Below are 20,664 nucleotides of genomic sequence, written 5' to 3' on the forward strand. Positions count from 1 at the left end.
ATTTATTATTATGTCACACGAACATGTTTCTAACACAAAAAGAATTTGGACTGTTTTTGGTATCCTGTCTTTAATCACTACTGTTGAGGTTGCTTTTGGTATCATTAGACCAGATGCTTTATATATGCACAATTTTTTAACAATGAATTTGTTAAACTGGTTGTTTATCATATTGACATTAGTTAAAGCTTACTATATTGTATGGGCTTTCATGCACATGGAAGGTGAAGAAAGATCATTAAGAAATGCAGTTGTTTATCCTTTAATTTTCTTAGTTTGTTATTTGCTTTTTATTTTATTAACAGAAGGAGATTATGTATTTGAGGTTTTTAAAAATTCTACAATTAAATGGAATTTTTAACTAGATATTAATTCAACATTAAAGGTATCCGTTTTGGCGGATGCCTTTTTTTATTTTAATGCAATAAATATTATAATATCTAATGAAAAAAAATATTGTTCTTTTTGTGCTGTTTATATTACCTATCGTAGCATATTTGTTTTTTGCCTCGGGAATTAACAGCTTTACAAAACTGCCTGTAATAACACCGAAGATTCCTGATTTTGGTGAATGGAAATCATTAAATGGTGAAAAGGTCACTTTAAATAATAAAATTACCATTCTTGGTTTTTCGGGAACTGAAGTTCTTAAAAACAGAGGGAATTATTTTAATTTAAACGAAAAAATTTACCAGCGTTACCATGATTTCAAAGATCTGCAGTTCGTTGTTTTAGCTCCTTTAGGAACCGAAGAGGATGTTAAAGGTATACTCGGTTCTTTAGGTACTTTTACAGATGTAAGCCATTGGCATTTTGTTTTTACCACTCCTGCAGAAATTAAACTTTTCTATAGTCAATTAAAATTAAAAGGAACTTTGAATGCTGATTATGGAACTCCGAATGTTTATATTGTAGACAAAGAGCGGAATTTGAGAGGCAGAAAAGAAAAGAAAGAATATAAAGAAGGATATAGTACATTTCATCCTGCTGAATTAAGCAATGAAATGCTGGATGATTTTAAAATTATTCTTTATGAATATAGAGCTGCTCTCAAAAAGAACCATAACGCAACAAAACAATTAGATGTTAAAAAATAAATCATACATAGGAATTTCGTTTGTAATTCTGGTTTTTGGAATATATGCTATTCCGAAAATTGTCGATAGAGTTCAAAATAATAGTATTGTTCAAGGGGATCGTTTGGATAAAGTGAGTGGTTCTAAGGAAGTTGATCAAAAGCTTGTTAAAGTAGGCCCTGCCCCAAAGTTCGAACTGACAAATCAAGACAATGTAAAAATTTCTAATGATTTTTATAAAGGGAAAGTGTATGTGTTAGAGTTTTTCTTTGCAACTTGTCCGTCTATCTGTCCAAAAATGAATGCTAATATGGTTACGCTACAGAATGCTTTTTTTGGAAATCCAAATTTTGGTATTGTCTCAATTACTATAGATCCATTGCATGATACTCCAGCTGTGTTAAAAGAGCATGGTGAATTATTAGGTGCAAAATCGGCAAATTGGAATTTCTTAACAGGTGATAAGGATTATATCTATAATTTGTCAAATAAAGGTTTTAATATCTACGTAGGGGAAAATAGCAAAGTGAGCGGTGGTTTTGAACATTCAGGACTTTTTGCTTTAATAGACAAGAAGGGTAACATTCGATGTAGAAAAGATGATTATGGAAATCCGATTTTATATTATGACGGGCTGGAGAAAAAAGGAGTTAGGGAAATTCAGCAGGATATTCAGGCTTTGCTGAAAGAATAAATTGGGATTGAGGAGATAAAAATTTAGAATAAAGAAATTAAAATTAGAATGGAAAATAATACCGTAGAACAAAAATATAATAAATGGATTGTGTTATTATCAATCGCAATTCCTGTTGTAGTCGCTGTTCTTTTTAAAGTAAAGTTAAGGGATTTTGGATTTGATGTAGCTCCATTAACGTTTTTGCCTCCTATTTACGCTGCAATAAACGGAATAACAGCAATACTGCTAGTGTCAGCTGTCATTGCAATTAAAAATGGAAATAGAAAACGTCATGAACTATTAATGAAAATGGCTATTGGATGTTCAGTTGCTTTTTTAGCAATGTATGTTGCCTATCACATGACCGCCGAATCTGTTAAATATGGTGGAGAAGGGATATTGAAATATGTGTATTTCTTTATTTTAATTACGCACATCTTTTTGTCGGTTGCTATAATTCCATTAGTTCTTATAACTTATGTTCGTGCATTAGCAAGTAAATTTGATAAACATAGAAAAATTGCAAAAATCACGTTTCCAATTTGGCTTTATGTTGCCGTGACCGGAGTAATTGTGTATCTAATGATTTCCCCTTATTATGTTAGTTAAATCTAAAGTTAAAAAGCAGGCGCAATTTGTTTTGTGTACAGTTCTATTTTTTCTGTTTTCAGTTAGTTCTTATTCGCAGTGTGCTATGTGCCGTGCGGCTTTAAATGGTGAGGATAATAAAGTTAAAGCCGAGGCAATAAATGACGGAATCGTTTATTTGATGATTATACCCTATGTACTTGTTGGCGCACTTGGGTATTACATTTATAGAATGAAAAAGAAAAAGCAGTAAGGTTATTACAATATCAAAAAATCAATTGCAGTTTCCATAAAAAAGTCGGTGTCAAATAACATTATTTGACACCGACTTTTTTATTACTGCGAATAAATACTGAAACCTGTTTATTCTTACTTAAGTCCGTCAATTGAAACGTTTATAACGCCGTTAACTTTTATAAAAGCAATAATCGCTTGATTTGTAAGCTGTGTTTTTTCAAACTGAATATCATCCATTTTTCCGTTAATGAAAACACCAGGCATAGGAGAATAGTTTTTTAAATAAACAGCCATATTTTGTTTAGCCTCATCAAGATTCTGCTTGATAGAATATCGGCAGCTTTCCTGCATTTTCTTCAGTATAATTCCTTGAGCCAGCCAGTTTGCAGTTCTCATTAATCTGCTTTTGGTGTCCAAAACATAATCTAATTTGTCAAAATAGATTTCTTTGGTAGTCTCATTATATTGCGGAATTCCATTTAGATAAATAGTTCCGTTTACTGTTCCCAAAAGATCCAAAGCAATTACAATTTTGCCGTCTTTGTGCCAAATAGCCACATTTTGAACTTTTACTTTTTTGCTTCCTGATCCAAATTCCTGTCCGGCAAAATTTGCAGTCATTATGCTTGAAGCTTCTTGGTAAGTAGAAACGGCAGCAATATTGGCTGTTATTTGTTCTGGAATTTTATCAGCAGCTTTTAGTATAATTTTGTTTTTTTCAAATTTAGATTCGGGTTTTTTGCCAATCAAAGTTTCCATATTGCATTTCATTCCCATATTGAGTAAAAATGCATCATTTTTAAGTTTAGCATTTGTTGAGTATACTTCTAATGGAACAATTCTCAGCCAGCTTTTATACTCCGGACTCATTTCAAAAGGTGTGCTTATTTTAGAAATTGCTTCTAAAACATTCGGTTTGAAATCCATAGATTCTTCTATAGCAGTGTCAATGCTCTTTTCAATTTGAGATTTGAAAAGGCTTACGGCTGGATTAATAAGGTAAGTTACAGGCATATTTTTTCCAAAAACTGTCATTGATGGGCTTTCTACCCAATCAAGAGATTTTAGATTTGTTTTTGAGCTGAGTTTCCAATTATTTAAACTTACACTGCTTAGCAATGTGATTACTCCGTTTAGATTAAATTCCTGGTTTTTGTATAAATCTACACCCATTGTTTTTGTCCCAATTCGGTATTTTACCCAAACCTTTAACGGTAAAACAGTTTTTATTTTTTCGCCCTCTTTGCCATGATCATTGACGATGGTTATTGGAGCCTGTTTCCAGACTTTTATTTCAATATTGTCATCTTCAATCTTGTTGTCTTCATAGATTAATCCGTTCAATAAAGTGTTTGTTTGGTTTTCAATATCCTTTAGTTTAACGCTTACCGGAAGATTAATGAATGAAGGGATACTTGTATATGTCAGTGGCACCGCATCATCAGGTTCAGGTTTTAAAGCTTCAATTTTTTGTAAAGTAGAAGAGCAGCTTGTTGTTAATATTAGTATTGATGTGAAAATAGTTAGATATAAAAAAGATTTTTGCATTTGTTCCGATTTTTTGAGAGCAAATGTAACCAAACAAATATATTTTTTAAATGTAGGTGTAACATTTTTGTCGGAAATAAGTCTTATATATTGAATTGATAAGCAGATTGTTTTTTCTCTTATTATTTTTTAAGAAGATACTATTGTTGATTTTAAAATATATGCAATTATGATTGAAATTAAAGACTTACATAAATCATACAAAATGGGACATACAGAACTGCATGTCTTAAAGGGAATTAATTTCAATATTCAAGAAGGTGAATTGGTTGCTATTATGGGGTCATCAGGATCTGGTAAATCTACATTATTGAACATATTAGGGATTCTTGATGAAGCTGATTCTGGGGTTTATACTTTGGATAAAGTGCCTATTAAAAATCTAAACGAAACTATTGCTTCCAGATATAGAAATAGATTTCTTGGTTTTATTTTTCAGTCTTTCAATTTAATTAATTATAAAAGTGCACTGGATAATGTGGCTTTGCCCTTGTATTATCAAGGAGTAAAAAGAAAAGAGCGCAATGCTATTGCAATGAAGTATCTTGAAAAAGTTGGTTTAGCTTCGCATTCACATCATTTGCCAAGTGAACTTTCCGGAGGGCAAAAACAGCGTGTAGCAATTGCCAGAGCTTTAGCTTCTGATCCAAAAGTATTGTTAGCCGATGAACCTACCGGAGCATTGGACACACTAACTTCTTATGAAGTGATGGAATTGATACAGGGGATTAATGATGAAGGTAAAACTATTTTGATAGTAACACACGAGCCTGATATTGCCGCTATGTGCAAAAGAAATGTAGTCTTAAAAGATGGACTAATCATAGATGATAAAATGGTAGAACAAGTTAGAGCTTCATCATATGTTTAATATTGAGCGTTGGCAGGAAATATTTGAGTCAATTTCTAAAAATAAGCTGAGAACATTTCTTACTGGTGTTTCTGTGGCTTCGGGTATTTTTATTTTGGTGATTTTGTTAGGTGCCGGTAAAGGCCTTCAAAACGGAATTGAAAAACAATTTGAGCGTGATGCTGCGGGAATTATAGAAGTTTGGAGCGGCGTAACGACAAAAGAATATAAAGGATTAAATCCTGGACGTCAAATACAGTTTAGAAATAGTGATTATTCCCAGTCTGTCCAGAAATTTGATGATAAGTTAGATATAAAAGCTTCCACTTATAATTTTTGGGGAGGATTGATTTCATATGGAAAAGAATCAGGGACTTATCAATATCGAGGTGTTGATCCAGAATACGGACAGATAGAAAATCTTACCATTGTAGAAGGACGATATATAAACAGTAAAGATCTTAGCAACTATGAGAAGGCAGCTGTTATTGGGATGAAAATTAAAACCGATTTGTTTAAAGAAAAAGAGGCACTCGGAAAAGAGATTTTAATAAACAATATTAATTTTAAAGTAGTAGGTGTTTTTACTGATCCAGGAGGGGAAAGGGAAGAAGCTAGAGCTTATTTGCCAAAAAGTACGGTTCAGAGAACTTTCGGGGGAAGCGATAAAATCAGTAATATGTTTTTTACCTTAAAAAAGACGGATGATTATGATGAAGCTTTGGCTCAATCGAAAAAATTCACACAAGATTTAAAAGATCTTTTGAAAGGTAAAAATGTAATTGCGCCTGATGATGACAGCGGTGTCGGTGTTTATAATTCGGTTGAAGATGCAAAACAATTTTATGATTTAAATCTTTATATCCGATTATTCTTTTGGTGGGTTGGTATTTGTACTATAATAGCCGGAGTCGTTGGTGTCAGTAATATTATGCTGATTATTGTAAAGGAAAGAACAAAAGAAATTGGTATTAGAAAAGCACTGGGAGCATCACCATTTTCTATCATTTTTATGATTCTTCATGAGTCAATTTTTATAACGACAATTTCTGGTTTTGCTGGTTTATTAGCAAGTTTGCTGTTACTAGAATTTGTAGGGCCAATGGTTCAAAGTGAATATTTTCAGCATCCTGAAGTCGATTTTAACGTGGCTTTATCAACATTGTTTTTGCTGGTTTTTGCCGGAGCGATGGCTGGATTTTTTCCAGCATTCAGAGCAGCCAAAATTAAACCTATTGTAGCACTTAGAGACGAATAATTATGTTTAAAAAAGATAATTGGGATGAGATTTTACAGGCTTTAACTGCCAATGTTTTCAGAACAATTCTGACTGCTTTTGGTGTTTTTTGGGGAATATTTATTTTGGTAATATTACTTGCGGCAGGAAAAGGTTTAGAAAATGGCGTAAAAAAAGGTTTTGATGGAATAGCAACAAACACAATGTTTATGTGGAGCCAAACAACATCAAAAGCGTATAAAGGTCTGCCAAAAATGCGTCGCTATGATTTTAGAAACAGTGATGTCATGGCTTTAAAAGAAGCGTTTCCAGATTTATTATATGTTTCACCACGAAATCAATTGGGAGATTTTAATGGTACAAATAATGTCGTTCGAGGAACAAAAACTTCAGCCTTTACTGTTTACGGTGATTATCCAGAGCTGATTAAACAGCAGCCGATGGATATCATAAAAGGGCGTTTTATAAATCAGCAGGACATTCTGGAAAGAAGAAAAATAGCAGTAATTGGTAAAGGAGTTATTTCTGAACTTTATGGAAAAGAGGAAGAGGCAGTTGGGACTTATGTGAAAATTAATGGAATTAATTTCATGGTAGTTGGAGTTTATAATTCTAAACAGCAAGGCGGGAATGCTGAGCAGGAACAGAAAAATATTTTCACGCCTTTTACAACTTTTCAGCAGGCATTTAATTACGGTGATAAAGTGGGATGGATGGCGCTTACAGCAAAAGATGAAAAATCAATTACTGATTTGAAGCCCATGATTTTAGATCAGATAAAAGCGCTGCATTCTATTAATCCTGAAGATGATCGGGCCGTTGGGAATTTTGATCTATTCGAACAATTTAGTAAAGTGCAGAGTTTGTTTAATATTTTAAAAATAATTGCATATTTTGTAGGAACATTAGTTTTGATTTCTGGTGTAATCGGAATTTCTAATATAATGTTAATCGTAGTAAAAGAACGTACTAAAGAAATAGGTATCCGTAGAGCATTAGGTGCAACACCAGCTGCTATACGAGGACAGATTCTATCAGAATCTATATTTCTGACTATTATTTCGGGTATGTTTGGAATTGCTGTTGCCACTGGAATTATTGTCATTTTGAATATGATATTAGATTCCATGCCGCCTGGAAACAATACGATGTTTGCTAATCCAAGTGTTGACTTAGGAGTTGTATTTGTTGCATTATTAATATTAGTAGGATCAGGTTTATTAGCAGGATTTATTCCAGCTCAAACTGCTATCAACGTAAAGCCTGTAGATGCCCTACGAACAGAATAAATTTTCAATCAAAAAAATAATCGATTAAACCAATAACAAAATGAAAAAAGGAGTAACCGTAACCATTTTAATTTTTATCGCTTTAGTTTTTTTTGGCGCACTATACTATTTGTATGCTAAAAATCAAGAATCACCTATTGTCTTTAAAACTGAAAAACCAGAAATTAAAACAATCGTAAAAAATACTATTGCAACAGGTAACATTCAGCCAGATGAAGAGGTTTTAATTAAACCTAATATTTCGGGTATTATTGAAGAAGTATACATCAAAGCCGGAGAGAAAATTAAAGCCGGCGATATGATTGCAAAAATTAGAGTTGTTGCTAATGTTTCTAGTGTAAGCAGTACACAAAATCAAGTGCAGACTGCTAAAATTGCTTTAGACAATCAAGAGAAAATTTATCAGAGACAAAAAACATTATTTGATAAAGATGTAATTTCAGCAAACGATTTTGATGCTGCTCAATTGGCATACAAACAGGCAAAACAAAATTATCTGTCTGCCAAACAAAGTTTGGATATCGTGAAAACAGGAACAACATCATCATTAGGAAGCTATGCAAATACTTTAATTCGTTCTACAGTAAACGGAATGGTTTTAGATGTTCCTGTAAAAGTAGGGAATCAGGTTATTGAGAGTAATAACTTTAATGAAGGAACGACAATTGCGAGTGTAGCAGATGTTGGGAGAATGATTTTTATTGGTAAAATTGACGAGTCAGAAGTAGGTAAAATAAAGGAAAAAATGCCTATCGAAATTACTGTCGGTGCAATTGAAAATAAAAAATTCGTAGCCGAATTAACTTATATTGCTCCAAAGGGTGTTACAGAAAATGGTGCAATCCAGTTTGAAATTAAAGCTTCTTTAGAGAATAGAGATGCAACCTTTATCAGAGCTGGATTAAGCGCAAATGCTTCTATTATTTTAGAAAAAGCAGATAAAGTTCTGGCAATAAAAGAATCATTGGTTCAATTTGATAAAAAAACACAAAAACCATATGTGGAAGTGGAAACTGCTTTGCAGAAGTTTCAAAGAAAAGATCTGGTTTTGGGAGTTAGCGATGGAATTTATGTTCAGGTTAAAAGCGGTATCAAAGCTTCTGATAAAATAAAAATTTGGAATCAAGGTTTAATCAATGAAGCGCCAAAACCAAATTAAGAGGTAAGAAATAGTTTTGAACAAACAAAATAAGTTAATTACGCATAGTATTTTGACTATGCTTTATTCTGATAAAAAATGAAAAAAATAAATTACATAAATATAGCTTTGTTCTTGCTGTTGGGATTTTCCTCGCAGGCGCAGACTAAAGTTTGGACTTTAGAAGAATGTGTGAGGTATGCATTGGAAAATAATATCACCATAAAAAACTCTGAATTAGATTTAAAGAATGCTGATATTGATAAAAAAGATGCTTTTGGCAGCTATCTTCCAACTGTAAACGGTAGTGCATCTCATTCTTGGAATATTGGTAGGAATGTGAATCCAGTTACAAATATCGCTACTACACAAACGACACAATATTCACAAGTAGGAATTGGTTCAGGTGTAGATATATATAAAGGTCTGCAAAATCAAAATACATATAGAAGAGCAAAATTGGCAATTATTGCATCACAATATCAATTATTAAAAATACAGGAGGATGTTTCGCTGAATGTAGCAAATGCTTTCCTTCAAATTTTGTCTTTTAAAGAAGATTTAAAAGTAAAAAAAGAGCAATTGTCTATAGATGAAAAACGTTTAAAACGTTCTGAGGAAATGGTAACTGCTGGAACAATTCCACGAGGTGATTTATTTGATTTAAAGGCAACTATAGCAACAGATAAGCAGAATATAACGGTTTCTGAGAATAATCTGCTTATTTCTAAATTAAGTTTAGCGCAGCTTTTACAACTAAAAGAGTTTGCCGATTTTGATGTTGTAGACGATACAAATGTTACTGATGAAAATAACATTATGTCTCAAAAACCAATCGATATTTATAATAAAGCAAAAGAAACAAGAACTGAATTGAAGTTGGCACAGACTAATCTTGAAATCGCTGAAAAGAATGTTGCTATTGCTAAAGGAGCATATCAGCCAACACTTAGAGGGGTTTATTCATTTGGTACAAGTGCTAGTTACAGTCATATACTATCTGGAGTAGATGGTGCCGGTAATCCAACTTATGTAGCTGCAGATCCTATATTTGATCAATTTAGTGATAATAAAGGACACAATTTTGGTCTTCAGCTGAGTGTGCCAATTTTTAATGGATTTTCTGTTAGAAATAATGTAGAACGCAATAAAGTAAGTTTAGAAAAATCTAAAATTGATTTGGAGCAGAAAAGTTTAGACTTACAGCGTAACGTTTATACCGCTTTTACAGATGCAAAAGGGGCTTTGAATACTTATGAGTCGGCTACAATAACGCTAGAAGCGAGACAGCAGTCATATAATTATTCAAAAGAAAAGTACGATGTGGGATTAATGAATTCTTTTGATTTTACGCAGACACAGACATTATTGGCTAATGCTCAATCAGATGTTATTAGAACAAAATATGAATACATGTTCAGAATAAAGATACTTGAATTTTACTTTGGTATTCCAATTGTTCCAATTATCAAAAACTAAATTTATTATGTCAAAAAAAACAATTTACATTTTATTAGGAGCAGCATTAGTAATTATAGGGTTATTAATTGGACTTACAAAAGCAGGAGTTATTGGAAATAAAGACTCAGGCAAAGAAGTTGAAATTACTAATGCAGAAACTGGAACAATAGTTGAAACTGTTTCGGCAACTGGTAAAATACAGCCTGAAATTGAAGTGAAAATTGCATCAATGGTTTCTGGTGAGATCATAGATTTACCTATTAAAGAAGGGCAGGTAGTAAAAAAAGGAGAACTATTAGTGAAAATAAATCCTGATTTGTATACTTCTGGACTAAATAGAAGTGTAGCAAACTTGTCTGGTTCTAAAGCAGGATTAAGCCAGTCTGATGCATCGTATAATGAAGCTAAGGCAAATTACGAAAGAAATAAAACTCTTTTTGAGAAAGGGATTATTTCCAAATCAGATTGGGACAAAGCTGTTTCTTCTTTTGAAGTAGCAAAAGCTAATAAACAATCTGCTTATTATAATGTACAAAGTGCCTCTGCTTCTGTAATTGAAGCTAAAGATAATTTGGGCAGAACCGTAATTTATGCTCCTGCAGACGGGACAATTTCTGTTTTAAATGTTGAGCTTGGCGAAAGGGTTTTGGGAACACAGCAAATGGCTGGTACCGAACTTTTAAGAGTAGCTAACTTAAACAATATGGAAGTTGAAGTTGATGTGAATGAAAATGATATTGTAAAGATTAAAGTTGGTGATTTAGCTAATGTTGAAGTGGACGCTTATTTGAAAAAACAATTTAAAGGAGTTGTTACCAGCATTTCTAATTCAGCCAGTACCGCTTTGACAGCAGATCAAGTTACTAATTTTAAGGTAAAGGTGAGAATTTTAAAAGATTCTTATAAAGATTTGATTGCTGGGAAACCTGCCACTTATTCTCCATTTCGCCCTGGAATGACGGCTACTGTAGATATTATTACCACAACAAGAACAAATGTTATTAAAGTTCCAATTAGCGCTGTTGTAGTGAAGTCTGATACAACAGCGGTTAAAATTGGTCAGATGGAAGGTGCAGAATCTGAAGGAAATAAACCAGCTCCAAAAAGTGATAAAAAACTAGAATGTGTTTTTATAAAAGTTGGCGATAAAGCTAAGATTAGAATTATAAAAACAGGTATTCAAGATGATACAAATATTGAAGTATTGACCGGACTTAAGAAAGGTGAAGTAATTATCACAGGACCTTATACAACGGTTTCTAAGGACTTGAATTCTGGTGATAAGATATTTGTTCAAAAAGACGAAAATCAGAAAAAATAATATTAGATTTTTAAAACTGTTTTTTGTCAATTTCAGTTTTTTAAATATGTGAAACACGTGTAGATTTTTTTCTACACGTGTTTTTGTTTTTATTAAGGATTTTTGAAAAATCGGTGTAAATTTGCATTTGTACCAATAAAGTTGACCACTATGTTCTAGTGTTGAAAGGCTTTATGTTAAAAAAAACTAAAAAGTGTCCTATATCCTCAATATTGAAACAGCTACCAAAAATTGTTCTGTTGCTTTGGCAAAAGATGGAAAAACTGTATTGTGCAAAGAAATTGCCGAAGAAGGTTATTCTCATGCTGAGCGATTGCATGTATTTATTGAAGAAATCATTAATGAAGCTGGAATTCAAATGAAAGATTTAGCAGCAATTGCCGTAAGCCAAGGACCTGGTTCCTACACTGGGCTTCGAATTGGAGTTTCGGCTGCTAAAGGTTTATGCTATGCTTTAAATATACCATTGATCGCCGTTGATACTTTACAAGCGCTGGCTTCAAAGGTTACTATAACGGAAGGATTAATTGTTCCAATGATTGATGCCCGCAGAATGGAAGTATACAGCGCTGTTTTTTCTGCTGCTCTAGAAAAAAAGCGGGAAGTTTTGGCCGAAGTTATCGATGAGGACTCTTTTAAAGATTTTGCAGAAAAACTATATTTTATTGGAGACTGTAATGAGAAATGTAAAATTGTCTTGGCAAAGGAAAATTTTATCTTTTTAGATGAAATTAAGTATCCATCAGCCAACGAAATGAGTTCTTTGAGTTTTGATAAATACAAAAAAAGCGACACAGTAGATGTCGCTTATTTTGAACCTTATTATTTGAAAGATTTTTTGATAACCACTTCTAAAAATAAAAAAGCAGAATAAATTTTATTGTACTATTTGTTGTTTTTAGATACCTCCGTAACATAAGGCTGAAAAGTAATTCCAGCTGTGTCGAAAGCTAATTTGCAATTCTCTAATGTTTCAGATACAACCGAACTAAAATCTTCATTTTTTGCCCAAGGTCTTACGGCTATTTGGATAGCGTTGTCAGTTATATTTTTTACAGATACCTCTGCTATTGGGGAGGTCAGTACTTTAGGATTGTTTTTTAGCACTGCCGTTATGGTGTCTTTTGCTATTTTTAAATTCGTCTCATAAGAGATTGAAATTGTTAAATCAGCTCTTCTTGACCCCTGCATTGAATAGTTGATGATTGTGCCATTTGATAAAGTACCGTTCGGAATAAATATGGTCTGATTATTTGAAGTGATTAATTTCGTTACAAAAATCTGAATTTCCAAAACAGTAGCCTGCACACCCTGCGCTTCTATCGTATCCCCTACTTTAAAAGGCTTGAAAAGAATGATAAGCATTCCTCCGGCAAAATTAGACAGCGAACCTTGTAAAGACAGACCCACTGCAAGTCCCATCGCCCCAAGAATGGCCACAAATGAAGAGGTTCCAATTCCCAGTTTGTCGATAAAGGTCACAAACAATAATACTCTTAAGACCCAAAGTAAAATATCGGCTAGAAACTTGCTAAGAGTAGCATCTAAGTTTCTTTTAACCATTATCTTTCGGATAAGTCTATTGATTATTCGAATGGCATATAAGCCAATAAACAGAATAATTAAGGCAGAAATAACCTTTGGAGAATAATCAATCAGTGTTGTAATAAAAGTATTAGCGTAATTGGCAATGTAATTTGGATCTAAAGTCATATTTTAATTCATGAAATTCTCTATAATGAGAGTTGTATTTTGAACTGCAAAAATACGATTTTATATTTTTTATAAAAAGCTATTCGGAATCTTCTTCTTCCTTTTTTGCTGTAGTTTCAAGAGTGTCAGAATCAGAAGGAACTGACTTTTCTTTTAGGTTATTCAAGACTTCAGCACCTTTTGCTTTTGCATCGTCTATAATAGATTCCGCTTTTTCGATATACGGACTCGCCGTTTCTTTTGCTTTAGCAACAGCATCTTCTACAAAGGCTTCTGCTTTTTCAACATGAGGACCTGCAGTTTCTTTTACCTTGACTGCAGTTTCTTCGATAAAAGCCTCAGCTTTTTCTAATATGGGAGCCGCAGTTTCTTTTATTTTAGTCACTGCTTCGTCTACAAATGCTTCTGCTTTTTCTGCATGCGGAGTTACTGTTTCCTTTATTTTGTCTGCAGTTTCTTCGATAAAAGCTTCAGCTTTTTCTACATAAGGCTGTGCATTTACTTTGGTCTCGTCAATAGCTGCTTCAGCATGGTCAATTATTTCGTTTGCTGTTTCTTTGGCCGAGCCAAATAAATTTTTAAAAAATGATGATACTCCCATTGGTTTTTTAATTTTTGATTAGGTTATCAAAAATAAGTGTTTTTTTGTTTAAAATATTGGAAATCAGTATTTTTTATTTGTTAGTTTGGTGTTTAATGTTTAGGCTAAGACAAAAAAAGCGTTTCCAAAATGAAAACGCTTTTACTATTTTAATTTGTTCAGCAATTAAACAGCTTCTACTTTAATTCCTTCATCATTCAGCATGCTCTTCAGCATATTTTCGATACCGCTTTTTAGGGTAAAAGTAGATGACGGACAGCCATTACATGCTCCCTGCATAATTACTTTTACAGTTTTTGTGGTGTCATCATAAGAGTCAAAAAGAATATTTCCTCCATCTGCAGCAACTGCTGGTTTTACATATTCCTCTAAGATATTGATGATTTTTTGTGAAGTTTCGTCAAGGGAATCAAATGATTCGTCTTTCGCTTTTTCGTCTTTAACAATAGTCTGAATTAAATTTTCGTCAAGAACGGTTCCGCCGTTTTCAATAAACTGCTTGATAAAAGTTCTTAATTCTAATGTTATGTCCTGCCATTCGTTGATGTCATATTTTGTCACCGAAATATAATTTTCATCAATAAATATTTCTTTTACGTAAGGAAATTTGAATAATTCCGTTGCCAGCGGTGAAGGTGCGCTTTGATCAATGTTTTTAAATTCAACGGCATTTTTTGTAATCATTTTGTTAACTACAAATTTGAGTGCGGCAGGATTGGGAGTTGACTCGCCATAAACAGTAATCGCCTGTTTTTTTGGTTTGTTTTCATCAGCAATAATGATAACACCGCCTTTATTTACATAGGCTTCGATTTGCTCGGCAACCGCTTCTTTTACATCATCCCATTCTACAATGCTGAATCGTTCAACGGCAATAAAATTCCCAGAAATATATACCGTTTTTACAAAAGGTAAATAGAAAAGCTGCTGTGCCAATGGAGAGGCTTTAGCTTCGTCTATATTTTTAAATTCAAAGCTTTCATTTTGAGTGATAAAGTCTGGAAATTCAAATTTTATTATAGTAGGGTTTTGCGTGTCTTTTATAGTAACTTTAGTCATGAGTTTTGTTATTTTTTGCAAATTTACTAAAGTTATTTTCTACGATTAACTATATTTGACTTTTTAATGAATAAATTAACAAAATGTTTTTCCTGCACAATTAATTTTATAAATCATTCTATAAATGTATACTAGAATCAAGTTAGTAATTGTTCTCTTTTTTATCAGTTTAAGTACTTTTTCGCAAGAAGGAATACCAGTATATTCAGATTATTTATCGGATAATTATTATTTGATTTTTCCATCTATGGCAGGTGCGTCAAATTGCAGCAAACTGAGGCTAACTGCAAGAAAACAATGGTTTGATCAGGAAGATGCTCCGGCTCTTCAGACATTGAGTTATAATGGTAAAGTAGGCGAGCGGTCTGGAGTTGGCGCAATACTTTTTAACGATGTGAATGGATATCATTCGCAGTTTGGTTTTAAAGCTACATATGCCCATCATATTTTGTTTTCCCGAGATGAAGTCGATTTGAATCAGTTGTCTTTTGGTGTTAACGTTGGCGTTAATCAAAGCCAGTTAGACGAAACCGATTTCCAGAATTCTGGGGACTATGATCCGGCTTTAGGGAATATAGAACAGCGTGCTTCTTATTTTAATTTAGATATTGGTGCATCATATAATCTGCTTGATTTTAGCTTTAATGCAGTTGTAAAAAATGTTTTAGAAACTCGTCAGAAACTATATACTGAATACGAAAGTGACAATTTAAGAAAATTTATTGTTAGTGGCGGCTATGTTTTTGGTAATGCTGACAAAATTTTATGGGAGCCTTCTTTACTGTATCAATATGTAGATAAAACAAGGGAAAGTGCCTTAGATATGAATTTAAAAGCTTATAAAAATCTTGAATTGGGACAATTGTGGGCAGGTGTGTCTTATAGACAAAGTTTTGATGGTGCCGAATATCTTAACGGAAGCGGAACAGGCAGTCAAAAATTAAACTATATAAATCCTCTTGTCGGGTTTAATTATAAAAACTTTATGTTCGCTTACTCTTATACGCATTTGCTGGGAGAGGTACAATATGAAAGTTCGGGATTTCATCAGCTAACTTTAGGTTTCAACTTTTTGTGTAAACCTCAAAAATATGAGTGTAACTGTCCTGCAATTAATTAATTACAATTTTCACAATGATAATAAAACCTGTTAACGGAAAATCACCTACTATACCCGAGGATTGTTATGTGGCCGAAAATGCTACAATTGTTGGTGATGTTACTTTTGGCACTGAGTGCAGTGTGTGGTTTAATGCAGTAATTCGAGGAGATGTAAATTTTATTACTATTGGCAATAAAGTAAATATCCAAGATGGCGCAGTTGTTCATTGTACCTATCAAAAACATCCTACCATTATCGGAAATAATGTTTCTATTGGGCATAATGCAATCGTTCATGGATGCACAATTCATGATAATGTGTTAATAGGTATGGGAGCTATTGTTATGGACAATTGTATTGTAGAAAGTAATTCAATTATTGGAGCAGGATCTGTAATTACACAAAATACAGTTGTGGAATCTGGTACCATTTGGGCTGGTGTGCCAGCTAAAAAAGTTAAGGATATTGATCAATCCAATTTTGCTGGAGAGATAGAACGCATATCTAATAATTATGTGATGTATTCGAGCTGGTTCAAAGAGGACAACTAATTTTTTGCTAAATATTTATTTTTTCAAAAAAGGAAGCCTTATAGCTTTCACTAATTGGAATTCTTTTTTCTGCAATCAGCACTTTGTTTTTTTGAATAGATTTTACATGTTTAATATTGATAATGTAAGATCGGTGAATTCTGGCGAAGCCTTTGGAAGATAAGAGATTTTCTAATTTTATTAAACTTATCAATGTTAAGGTATATTTATTATCGGTAGTGTATATTTTGACATAATCTTTCAATCCTTCGATAAATAAAATATCAGAAAAGTTAATTTTTACATTTTCGTATTCAGCTCTGACGAACATAAAATCATGCTCAATTTCGGGAGAACTTATTGCTTGATTGGTTTGCGGAAGACTTTTTGGAGTAAATGCCTGCTGCGCACGCAATACAGCTTTTAAAAATCGGTTAAAAGGGATTGGCTTTACCAGATAATCTACTGCTCCAAGATTAAAGCCTTCGACTGCATAATTAGAATAGGCAGTTGTAAATATTAGTAATGGTTTTTTTTCGATTGCATTTATAAAATCAATTCCAGTAAAATGAGGCATTTCTATGTCTAAAAATATTAAATCAATCTCTGATTGATTAATCATTGATATTGCATCTATTGCATTTGTAAATGTAGTCACTAGTTCCAGCGAATCTACTCTGCCAACAAATTCTACCAGTAAATCTACTGCTAATGGCTCATCGTCTATAATAACACATTTCATGTTTTCCTTATTTATAATATTGTTACAAATGCTTAATTTGCCTGCGACTGAATTTGATCTAATTGCAAAACTAAATTAACCGTGTAATTTGAATTTGCTGTTATTAAATCCAGCTGATGTGTGTTTGGATAAAGCAAAGTAAGTCTATTTTTGATGTTCGCCAAGCCAATTCCTGAATTTTCAGGATCCTTCCTGATGTTTTCAATTTTGTTTTCTATCCAAAAGGTAAATATGTTTTCTTCGATTTTTATTACAATTTTGACATAAGCTGTTCCTTTATAATCGGTTCCGTATTTGAAAGCATTTTCTATGAATGAAATTAACAGCATAGGTTCTATATACTTGTCTTTGGTGTTGCCGTGTATATTGATACTGATATTTTCAATATTGTTTAGTCTTAATTTTTGTAACTCAATATAGTTTTTAATGTAGTCAATTTCTTTTTCGAGTAAAACATGTTTATTATCAGTTTCATAAAGCATGTACCGCATCATTTCCGATAACGTAACAATAGCATCAGGAACCAAATCTGATTTTTTATGAGCTAATGAATAAATGCTGTTTAATGAATTAAATAAAAAGTGAGGATTTGTCTGAGTTCTTAAATAGTTCAATTCTGTTGCCGTTCTTTGGCTTTCAGCGATCAGTTTGTTTTGCTGGTCATTATAAAACTCTGATAAAATTTTAATGATTGTGCTGATAGCAACAATTAATAAATAAAAAACAGAGGGTACAATTTTAAAGAAAAAAGGCTGCTCTCTCTTATGGATTCGATGATCAAAATTTCCATTATTATATGGTATTTTTGGAAAATTTCCACCATTTTGAATTCTGATTTCTCTAAATTCAGGTATGAAAAAGGCATGTCTAAAAACCATGAAAATTATAATCAAAAGCAGTATGATACCTATAAAATACGCATATTTTTTTTGTAAAAGAAAATGTGTTACAAGGTAAATATAGTTAAGATAAAATAAAACTATTCCCGTTATCCATTGGACATAAAAATCAGTGCTGATGCGGTAAGGACTTTCGTAAAATTGAATAAGCGAGGTACTAATAAAAAAGCACCAGATGATAGTATGAAGTGGTATTTTATTGGAGGCGCTGTTTTTTATTGACACGAAGTTCATCTACATTTTTATTTTTAATAAAATTAAATCATTTTTTGTAATGGAGGGCGATTTATTAGAATCCAGTTTTTTGATGACCAATTGACCTACAGATAAAGCTTCATCCTCGGTTTTAAAACTTTTGGATTCACTGATTACGGGTATAATTGTTTGTTTTATAATTATTTTATCGTCGTTTTTAATTATGTAGCCCCAGCCATCGCCACATTTTATAGAATAAATTTTTAAGTCTTGTTCTTTGGCCCAGAAAGCTTCTGCCAGTATCCCGATCAGAAATAGAATCAGTACCATGGTTAGAAATAAATTTAAAGTAAAAGACAAATTCTTCTGGATTCTGTTCCAGAAGAATTTGTTATTGGTATTAATTATCATCGTCATTTTGTTCTTCTTTTGGTTTAAATTCCCAGACATCATCAAAGTATGAAGTTCCCGATTTTCCAAGTAAAATGAAGCCTCTGCTTCCGTTTATGGTTATCCCGACAGCATCAGATCTGCCAGATCCTTCCAGAGATGTTTTGGAATCCCATATATCGGTGGCTGGATTGTATTCCCAGATTGTATTTCCGCTTGATCCGCAGGCAATGTAACCTAAACCATCCATTGAAAAACTCGAAGCATTGGCTCTTGAGATTGAATAAGTGTCGTGATCGCTTTCGTCGTCATCTAAATCTCTTTTTCTGGTCCATACATCAGTACTCGGGTCAAAGGCCCAAAAATCAACCTGATTCACGCCGCTGTTTATTCCTGTTCCCAAATAGGCAATATCGTTAATTACAAATACTGTGGCATTTCTTCTTTTATTACCGCTAAATCCATTTACTTGTGTCCAGGTATTATCTGCAGCATTGTATTGATAAAAATCTTTTAAATAATTACCATCATATCCTGTTCCAAAAAAAGCTTTACCGCCAACTTGAAAGCCTACTGCACCATATCGTGCAGTGCCTGCAAAGTCTGTTTTTTGTGACCAGGAATTAGAGTCTGGATTGTATTGATAAAAATCTTTTAACTTATTGGTTCCGTCATAGCCAAGGCCTACATATCCCTTTCCATCCAGTTCAAATCCTGATGCAGAACTTCTCGCTATGCCTATAAAATCTGCTTTTTGTTCCCAATAGTCGCCTGTAGAATTATATGCCCATAAGTCCTTTAAGTATTCATCTCCAGTATAGCCTGTAACTACATAAGCATAGGTGTCAATGACAAAACTAGCTGCGCCAGATCGTGCTGGACCGTCAAAGGCTGATTTTTTTACCCAATTTCCTAATGTATCATCATCGTCATCATCATTACTGCAGCCAATGAATAGTAAGCTAATAAGTAATGTGGTAATAAATAGACCTTTTTTTAAATGTTTCATAATGTGCATGGTGTTTATTAAAGTTTGTATTTAATGCTAATCGAAAAGACACTTCCGTTTTTTAAAGCCTTATTTATTTCTGTTGTTTTATTTTCGTCTGAAAATTTAAATTCTTTATTGGCCGAATACCCTCCTTTGAAAGTAACAAACCAAGAAGTATCAATATTTCGCTCATATTGCAATGTGGATTCTATCTGTGAAAATCCAACTTTGGTCATGGCATTTTTGTCATCCGAAATAATGGAAGGATTGAGATTATAAATGCTCCCGCTAAAGTCATTTCTTAAACTAAAGGAATCGTGAATGGAACTGGAATATGATAGAACGGAATTTGGAAATCCTAATTGCAAATATGCATCTTTGCTAAATTGATGGCTGAGTGAGAATGTTGGCAGTATTTGCGGTTTCCCGAAAATTGTCATCCTTTTTAATCCCACATTGAAGCTGCTGTTTTTATTTATCTGTTGACTAACTTCTATTCCTCCCAAAATAGTAACATCAGCAATGCTGATAGTATTTACGAAATTAATGGTTGGTTCAATGGTTAAATTTAATTTTGTTTTTTCCGTTAGCTGATGTGAAAACTCAAAAGCATTTCCTAAACTATTAAAATGAGTACTGATGTAATTGGAGCTGTAATCTGCCAATAAATAGGTTTCTATTTCATCAGTAATAGTTGTGCTTTTATATTTAAAAGTATTTACCAGTTTATTAGCATTACTAATATCTTTAAAAAACTGCATTCCAATTTCGGTTTGTTTTATAGAGCCATTATCAATTGGTTCCGTTTTGGTATTAAATTCAAATGTATATCCATTTTGTGCATGCATGCTAAATATTGGAATCAGAATCAAAAGCGTAATAAATTTGTTTATTCTCATTATTTAATTAATTGGTTCAAAAGTAGCTGTGTTGTCAATTAATAAAAAAGAATATATATGTATGGCGGTATTTCATAGACAAACTGGCAATTACTTAGGCTGAGTCTCGATTTGAAACTTAA

At 32.8% G+C, this 20,664-nt stretch carries 23 protein-coding genes; 14 read left to right on the plus strand and 9 right to left on the minus strand.

Annotated features, from left to right (window positions below):
- The first annotated feature begins 10 nt into the window (after positions 1–10).
- The 5 genes from C8P67_RS05940 to C8P67_RS05960 all read left to right on the plus strand — a co-directional run bounded on the left by C8P67_RS05940 (position 11) and on the right by C8P67_RS05960 (position 2,593).
- Positions 11–361, plus strand: a complete 351-nt coding sequence (locus tag C8P67_RS05940) for a cytochrome C oxidase subunit IV family protein (protein WP_115811356.1) — start codon at positions 11–13, stop codon at positions 359–361.
- Between the two features lie 82 nt (positions 362–443).
- The gene (locus C8P67_RS05945; RefSeq protein ID WP_115811358.1) at positions 444–1,097 is read left to right on the plus strand and encodes a hypothetical protein; all 654 of its coding nucleotides are present in this window, start codon (positions 444–446) and stop codon (positions 1,095–1,097) included.
- Complete coding sequence (locus tag C8P67_RS05950) at positions 1,084–1,770, plus strand: SCO family protein (RefSeq protein ID WP_115811360.1); 687 nt, start codon at positions 1,084–1,086, stop codon at positions 1,768–1,770. Before C8P67_RS05945 ends, C8P67_RS05950 begins: the two co-directional genes overlap by 14 nt.
- A 48-nt stretch (positions 1,771–1,818) precedes the next feature.
- Positions 1,819–2,361 (plus strand): DUF420 domain-containing protein, encoded by a 543-nt coding sequence (locus C8P67_RS05955; RefSeq protein ID WP_115811362.1) that lies wholly within the window; start codon positions 1,819–1,821, stop codon positions 2,359–2,361.
- A complete protein-coding gene (locus tag C8P67_RS05960) occupies positions 2,351–2,593 on the plus strand; it encodes a hypothetical protein (protein ID WP_115811364.1) in 243 nt (80 codons plus the stop codon). Before C8P67_RS05955 ends, C8P67_RS05960 begins: the two co-directional genes overlap by 11 nt.
- Positions 2,594–2,709: 116 nt before the next feature.
- Here C8P67_RS05960 and C8P67_RS05965 read toward each other — a convergent pair whose 3' ends face one another.
- A complete protein-coding gene (locus tag C8P67_RS05965; protein ID WP_115811366.1) occupies positions 2,710–4,125 on the minus strand; it encodes a DUF4403 family protein in 1,416 nt (471 codons plus the stop codon).
- A gap of 169 nt (positions 4,126–4,294) precedes the next feature.
- On the opposite strand from C8P67_RS05965, the gene C8P67_RS05970 reads away from it, so the two are divergent.
- The 7 genes from C8P67_RS05970 (at position 4,295) to tsaB (ending at position 12,295) form a co-directional block, all read left to right on the plus strand.
- Positions 4,295–4,996 carry an ABC transporter ATP-binding protein gene (locus C8P67_RS05970; RefSeq protein WP_115811368.1) on the plus strand — a complete coding sequence of 234 codons (702 nt, stop codon included), beginning with the start codon at positions 4,295–4,297 and terminating at the stop codon, positions 4,994–4,996.
- On the plus strand, positions 4,989–6,233 hold the full coding sequence (locus tag C8P67_RS05975) for an ABC transporter permease (protein WP_115811370.1): 1,245 nt from the start codon (positions 4,989–4,991) through the stop codon (positions 6,231–6,233). Before C8P67_RS05970 ends, C8P67_RS05975 begins: the two co-directional genes overlap by 8 nt.
- Before the next feature lie 2 nt (positions 6,234–6,235).
- Positions 6,236–7,501, plus strand: a complete 1,266-nt coding sequence (locus C8P67_RS05980; RefSeq protein ID WP_115811372.1) for an ABC transporter permease — start codon at positions 6,236–6,238, stop codon at positions 7,499–7,501.
- A 40-nt stretch (positions 7,502–7,541) separates the two neighbouring features.
- Positions 7,542–8,660: an efflux RND transporter periplasmic adaptor subunit gene (locus tag C8P67_RS05985; RefSeq protein WP_115811374.1), complete on the plus strand. Its 1,119-nt coding sequence runs from the start codon at positions 7,542–7,544 to the stop codon at positions 8,658–8,660.
- Positions 8,661–8,738: 78 nt separating this feature from the next.
- Positions 8,739–10,118 carry a TolC family protein gene (locus C8P67_RS05990; RefSeq protein ID WP_115811376.1) on the plus strand — a complete coding sequence of 460 codons (1,380 nt, stop codon included), beginning with the start codon at positions 8,739–8,741 and terminating at the stop codon, positions 10,116–10,118.
- A 7-nt stretch (positions 10,119–10,125) separates the two neighbouring features.
- The gene (locus C8P67_RS05995) at positions 10,126–11,421 is read left to right on the plus strand and encodes an efflux RND transporter periplasmic adaptor subunit (protein WP_115811950.1); all 1,296 of its coding nucleotides are present in this window, start codon (positions 10,126–10,128) and stop codon (positions 11,419–11,421) included.
- 193 nt (positions 11,422–11,614) lie between these two features.
- Positions 11,615–12,295, plus strand: a complete 681-nt coding sequence (gene tsaB / locus C8P67_RS06000) for a tRNA (adenosine(37)-N6)-threonylcarbamoyltransferase complex dimerization subunit type 1 TsaB (protein ID WP_115811378.1) — start codon at positions 11,615–11,617, stop codon at positions 12,293–12,295.
- An 11-nt stretch (positions 12,296–12,306) separates the two neighbouring features.
- Here tsaB and C8P67_RS06005 read toward each other — a convergent pair whose 3' ends face one another.
- The 3 genes from C8P67_RS06005 to C8P67_RS06015 all read right to left on the minus strand — a co-directional run bounded on the left by C8P67_RS06005 (position 12,307) and on the right by C8P67_RS06015 (position 14,794).
- Positions 12,307–13,134, minus strand: a complete 828-nt coding sequence (locus C8P67_RS06005; RefSeq protein ID WP_115811380.1) for a mechanosensitive ion channel family protein — start codon at positions 13,132–13,134, stop codon at positions 12,307–12,309.
- 79 nt (positions 13,135–13,213) lie between these two features.
- Complete coding sequence (locus C8P67_RS06010) at positions 13,214–13,735, minus strand: hypothetical protein (RefSeq protein ID WP_115811382.1); 522 nt, start codon at positions 13,733–13,735, stop codon at positions 13,214–13,216.
- Between the two features lie 165 nt (positions 13,736–13,900).
- Positions 13,901–14,794, minus strand: coding sequence for a NifU family protein (locus tag C8P67_RS06015; protein WP_115811384.1), 894 nt, complete (start codon positions 14,792–14,794; stop codon positions 13,901–13,903).
- A gap of 124 nt (positions 14,795–14,918) precedes the next feature.
- On the opposite strand from C8P67_RS06015, the gene C8P67_RS06020 reads away from it, so the two are divergent.
- Both C8P67_RS06020 and C8P67_RS06025 read left to right on the plus strand, forming a co-directional pair.
- Positions 14,919–15,914, plus strand: a complete 996-nt coding sequence (locus C8P67_RS06020) for a PorP/SprF family type IX secretion system membrane protein (protein WP_115811386.1) — start codon at positions 14,919–14,921, stop codon at positions 15,912–15,914.
- Positions 15,915–15,928: 14 nt separating this feature from the next.
- The gene (locus C8P67_RS06025) at positions 15,929–16,447 is read left to right on the plus strand and encodes a gamma carbonic anhydrase family protein (RefSeq protein ID WP_115811388.1); all 519 of its coding nucleotides are present in this window, start codon (positions 15,929–15,931) and stop codon (positions 16,445–16,447) included.
- A 7-nt stretch (positions 16,448–16,454) separates the two neighbouring features.
- On the opposite strand, the gene C8P67_RS06030 is transcribed toward C8P67_RS06025, so the two are convergent.
- From C8P67_RS06030 to C8P67_RS06050, 5 genes are read right to left on the minus strand one after another with little or no spacing between them, the layout of a single operon-like run.
- Positions 16,455–17,168 (minus strand): LytR/AlgR family response regulator transcription factor, encoded by a 714-nt coding sequence (locus C8P67_RS06030; RefSeq protein WP_115811390.1) that lies wholly within the window; start codon positions 17,166–17,168, stop codon positions 16,455–16,457.
- Between the two features lie 32 nt (positions 17,169–17,200).
- Complete coding sequence (locus tag C8P67_RS06035) at positions 17,201–18,301, minus strand: sensor histidine kinase (protein ID WP_115811392.1); 1,101 nt, start codon at positions 18,299–18,301, stop codon at positions 17,201–17,203.
- Entirely contained in the window at positions 18,302–18,679 is a 378-nt protein-coding gene (locus C8P67_RS06040) for a DUF4907 domain-containing protein (protein ID WP_245980382.1), read from the minus strand. It lies immediately after the preceding gene.
- Positions 18,663–19,661 carry a Kelch repeat-containing protein gene (locus tag C8P67_RS06045; protein ID WP_115811953.1) on the minus strand — a complete coding sequence of 333 codons (999 nt, stop codon included), beginning with the start codon at positions 19,659–19,661 and terminating at the stop codon, positions 18,663–18,665. The genes C8P67_RS06040 and C8P67_RS06045 overlap by 17 nt, the downstream gene beginning before the upstream one ends.
- A gap of 17 nt (positions 19,662–19,678) precedes the next feature.
- Entirely contained in the window at positions 19,679–20,542 is an 864-nt protein-coding gene (locus C8P67_RS06050; protein WP_115811396.1) for a DUF6268 family outer membrane beta-barrel protein, read from the minus strand.
- Positions 20,543–20,664 lie beyond the last annotated feature (122 nt).

Origin of the sequence: Flavobacterium aquicola (assembly GCF_003385115.1) — a bacterium.
Taxonomy (GTDB): Bacteria; Bacteroidota; Bacteroidia; order Flavobacteriales; family Flavobacteriaceae; genus Flavobacterium; species Flavobacterium aquicola.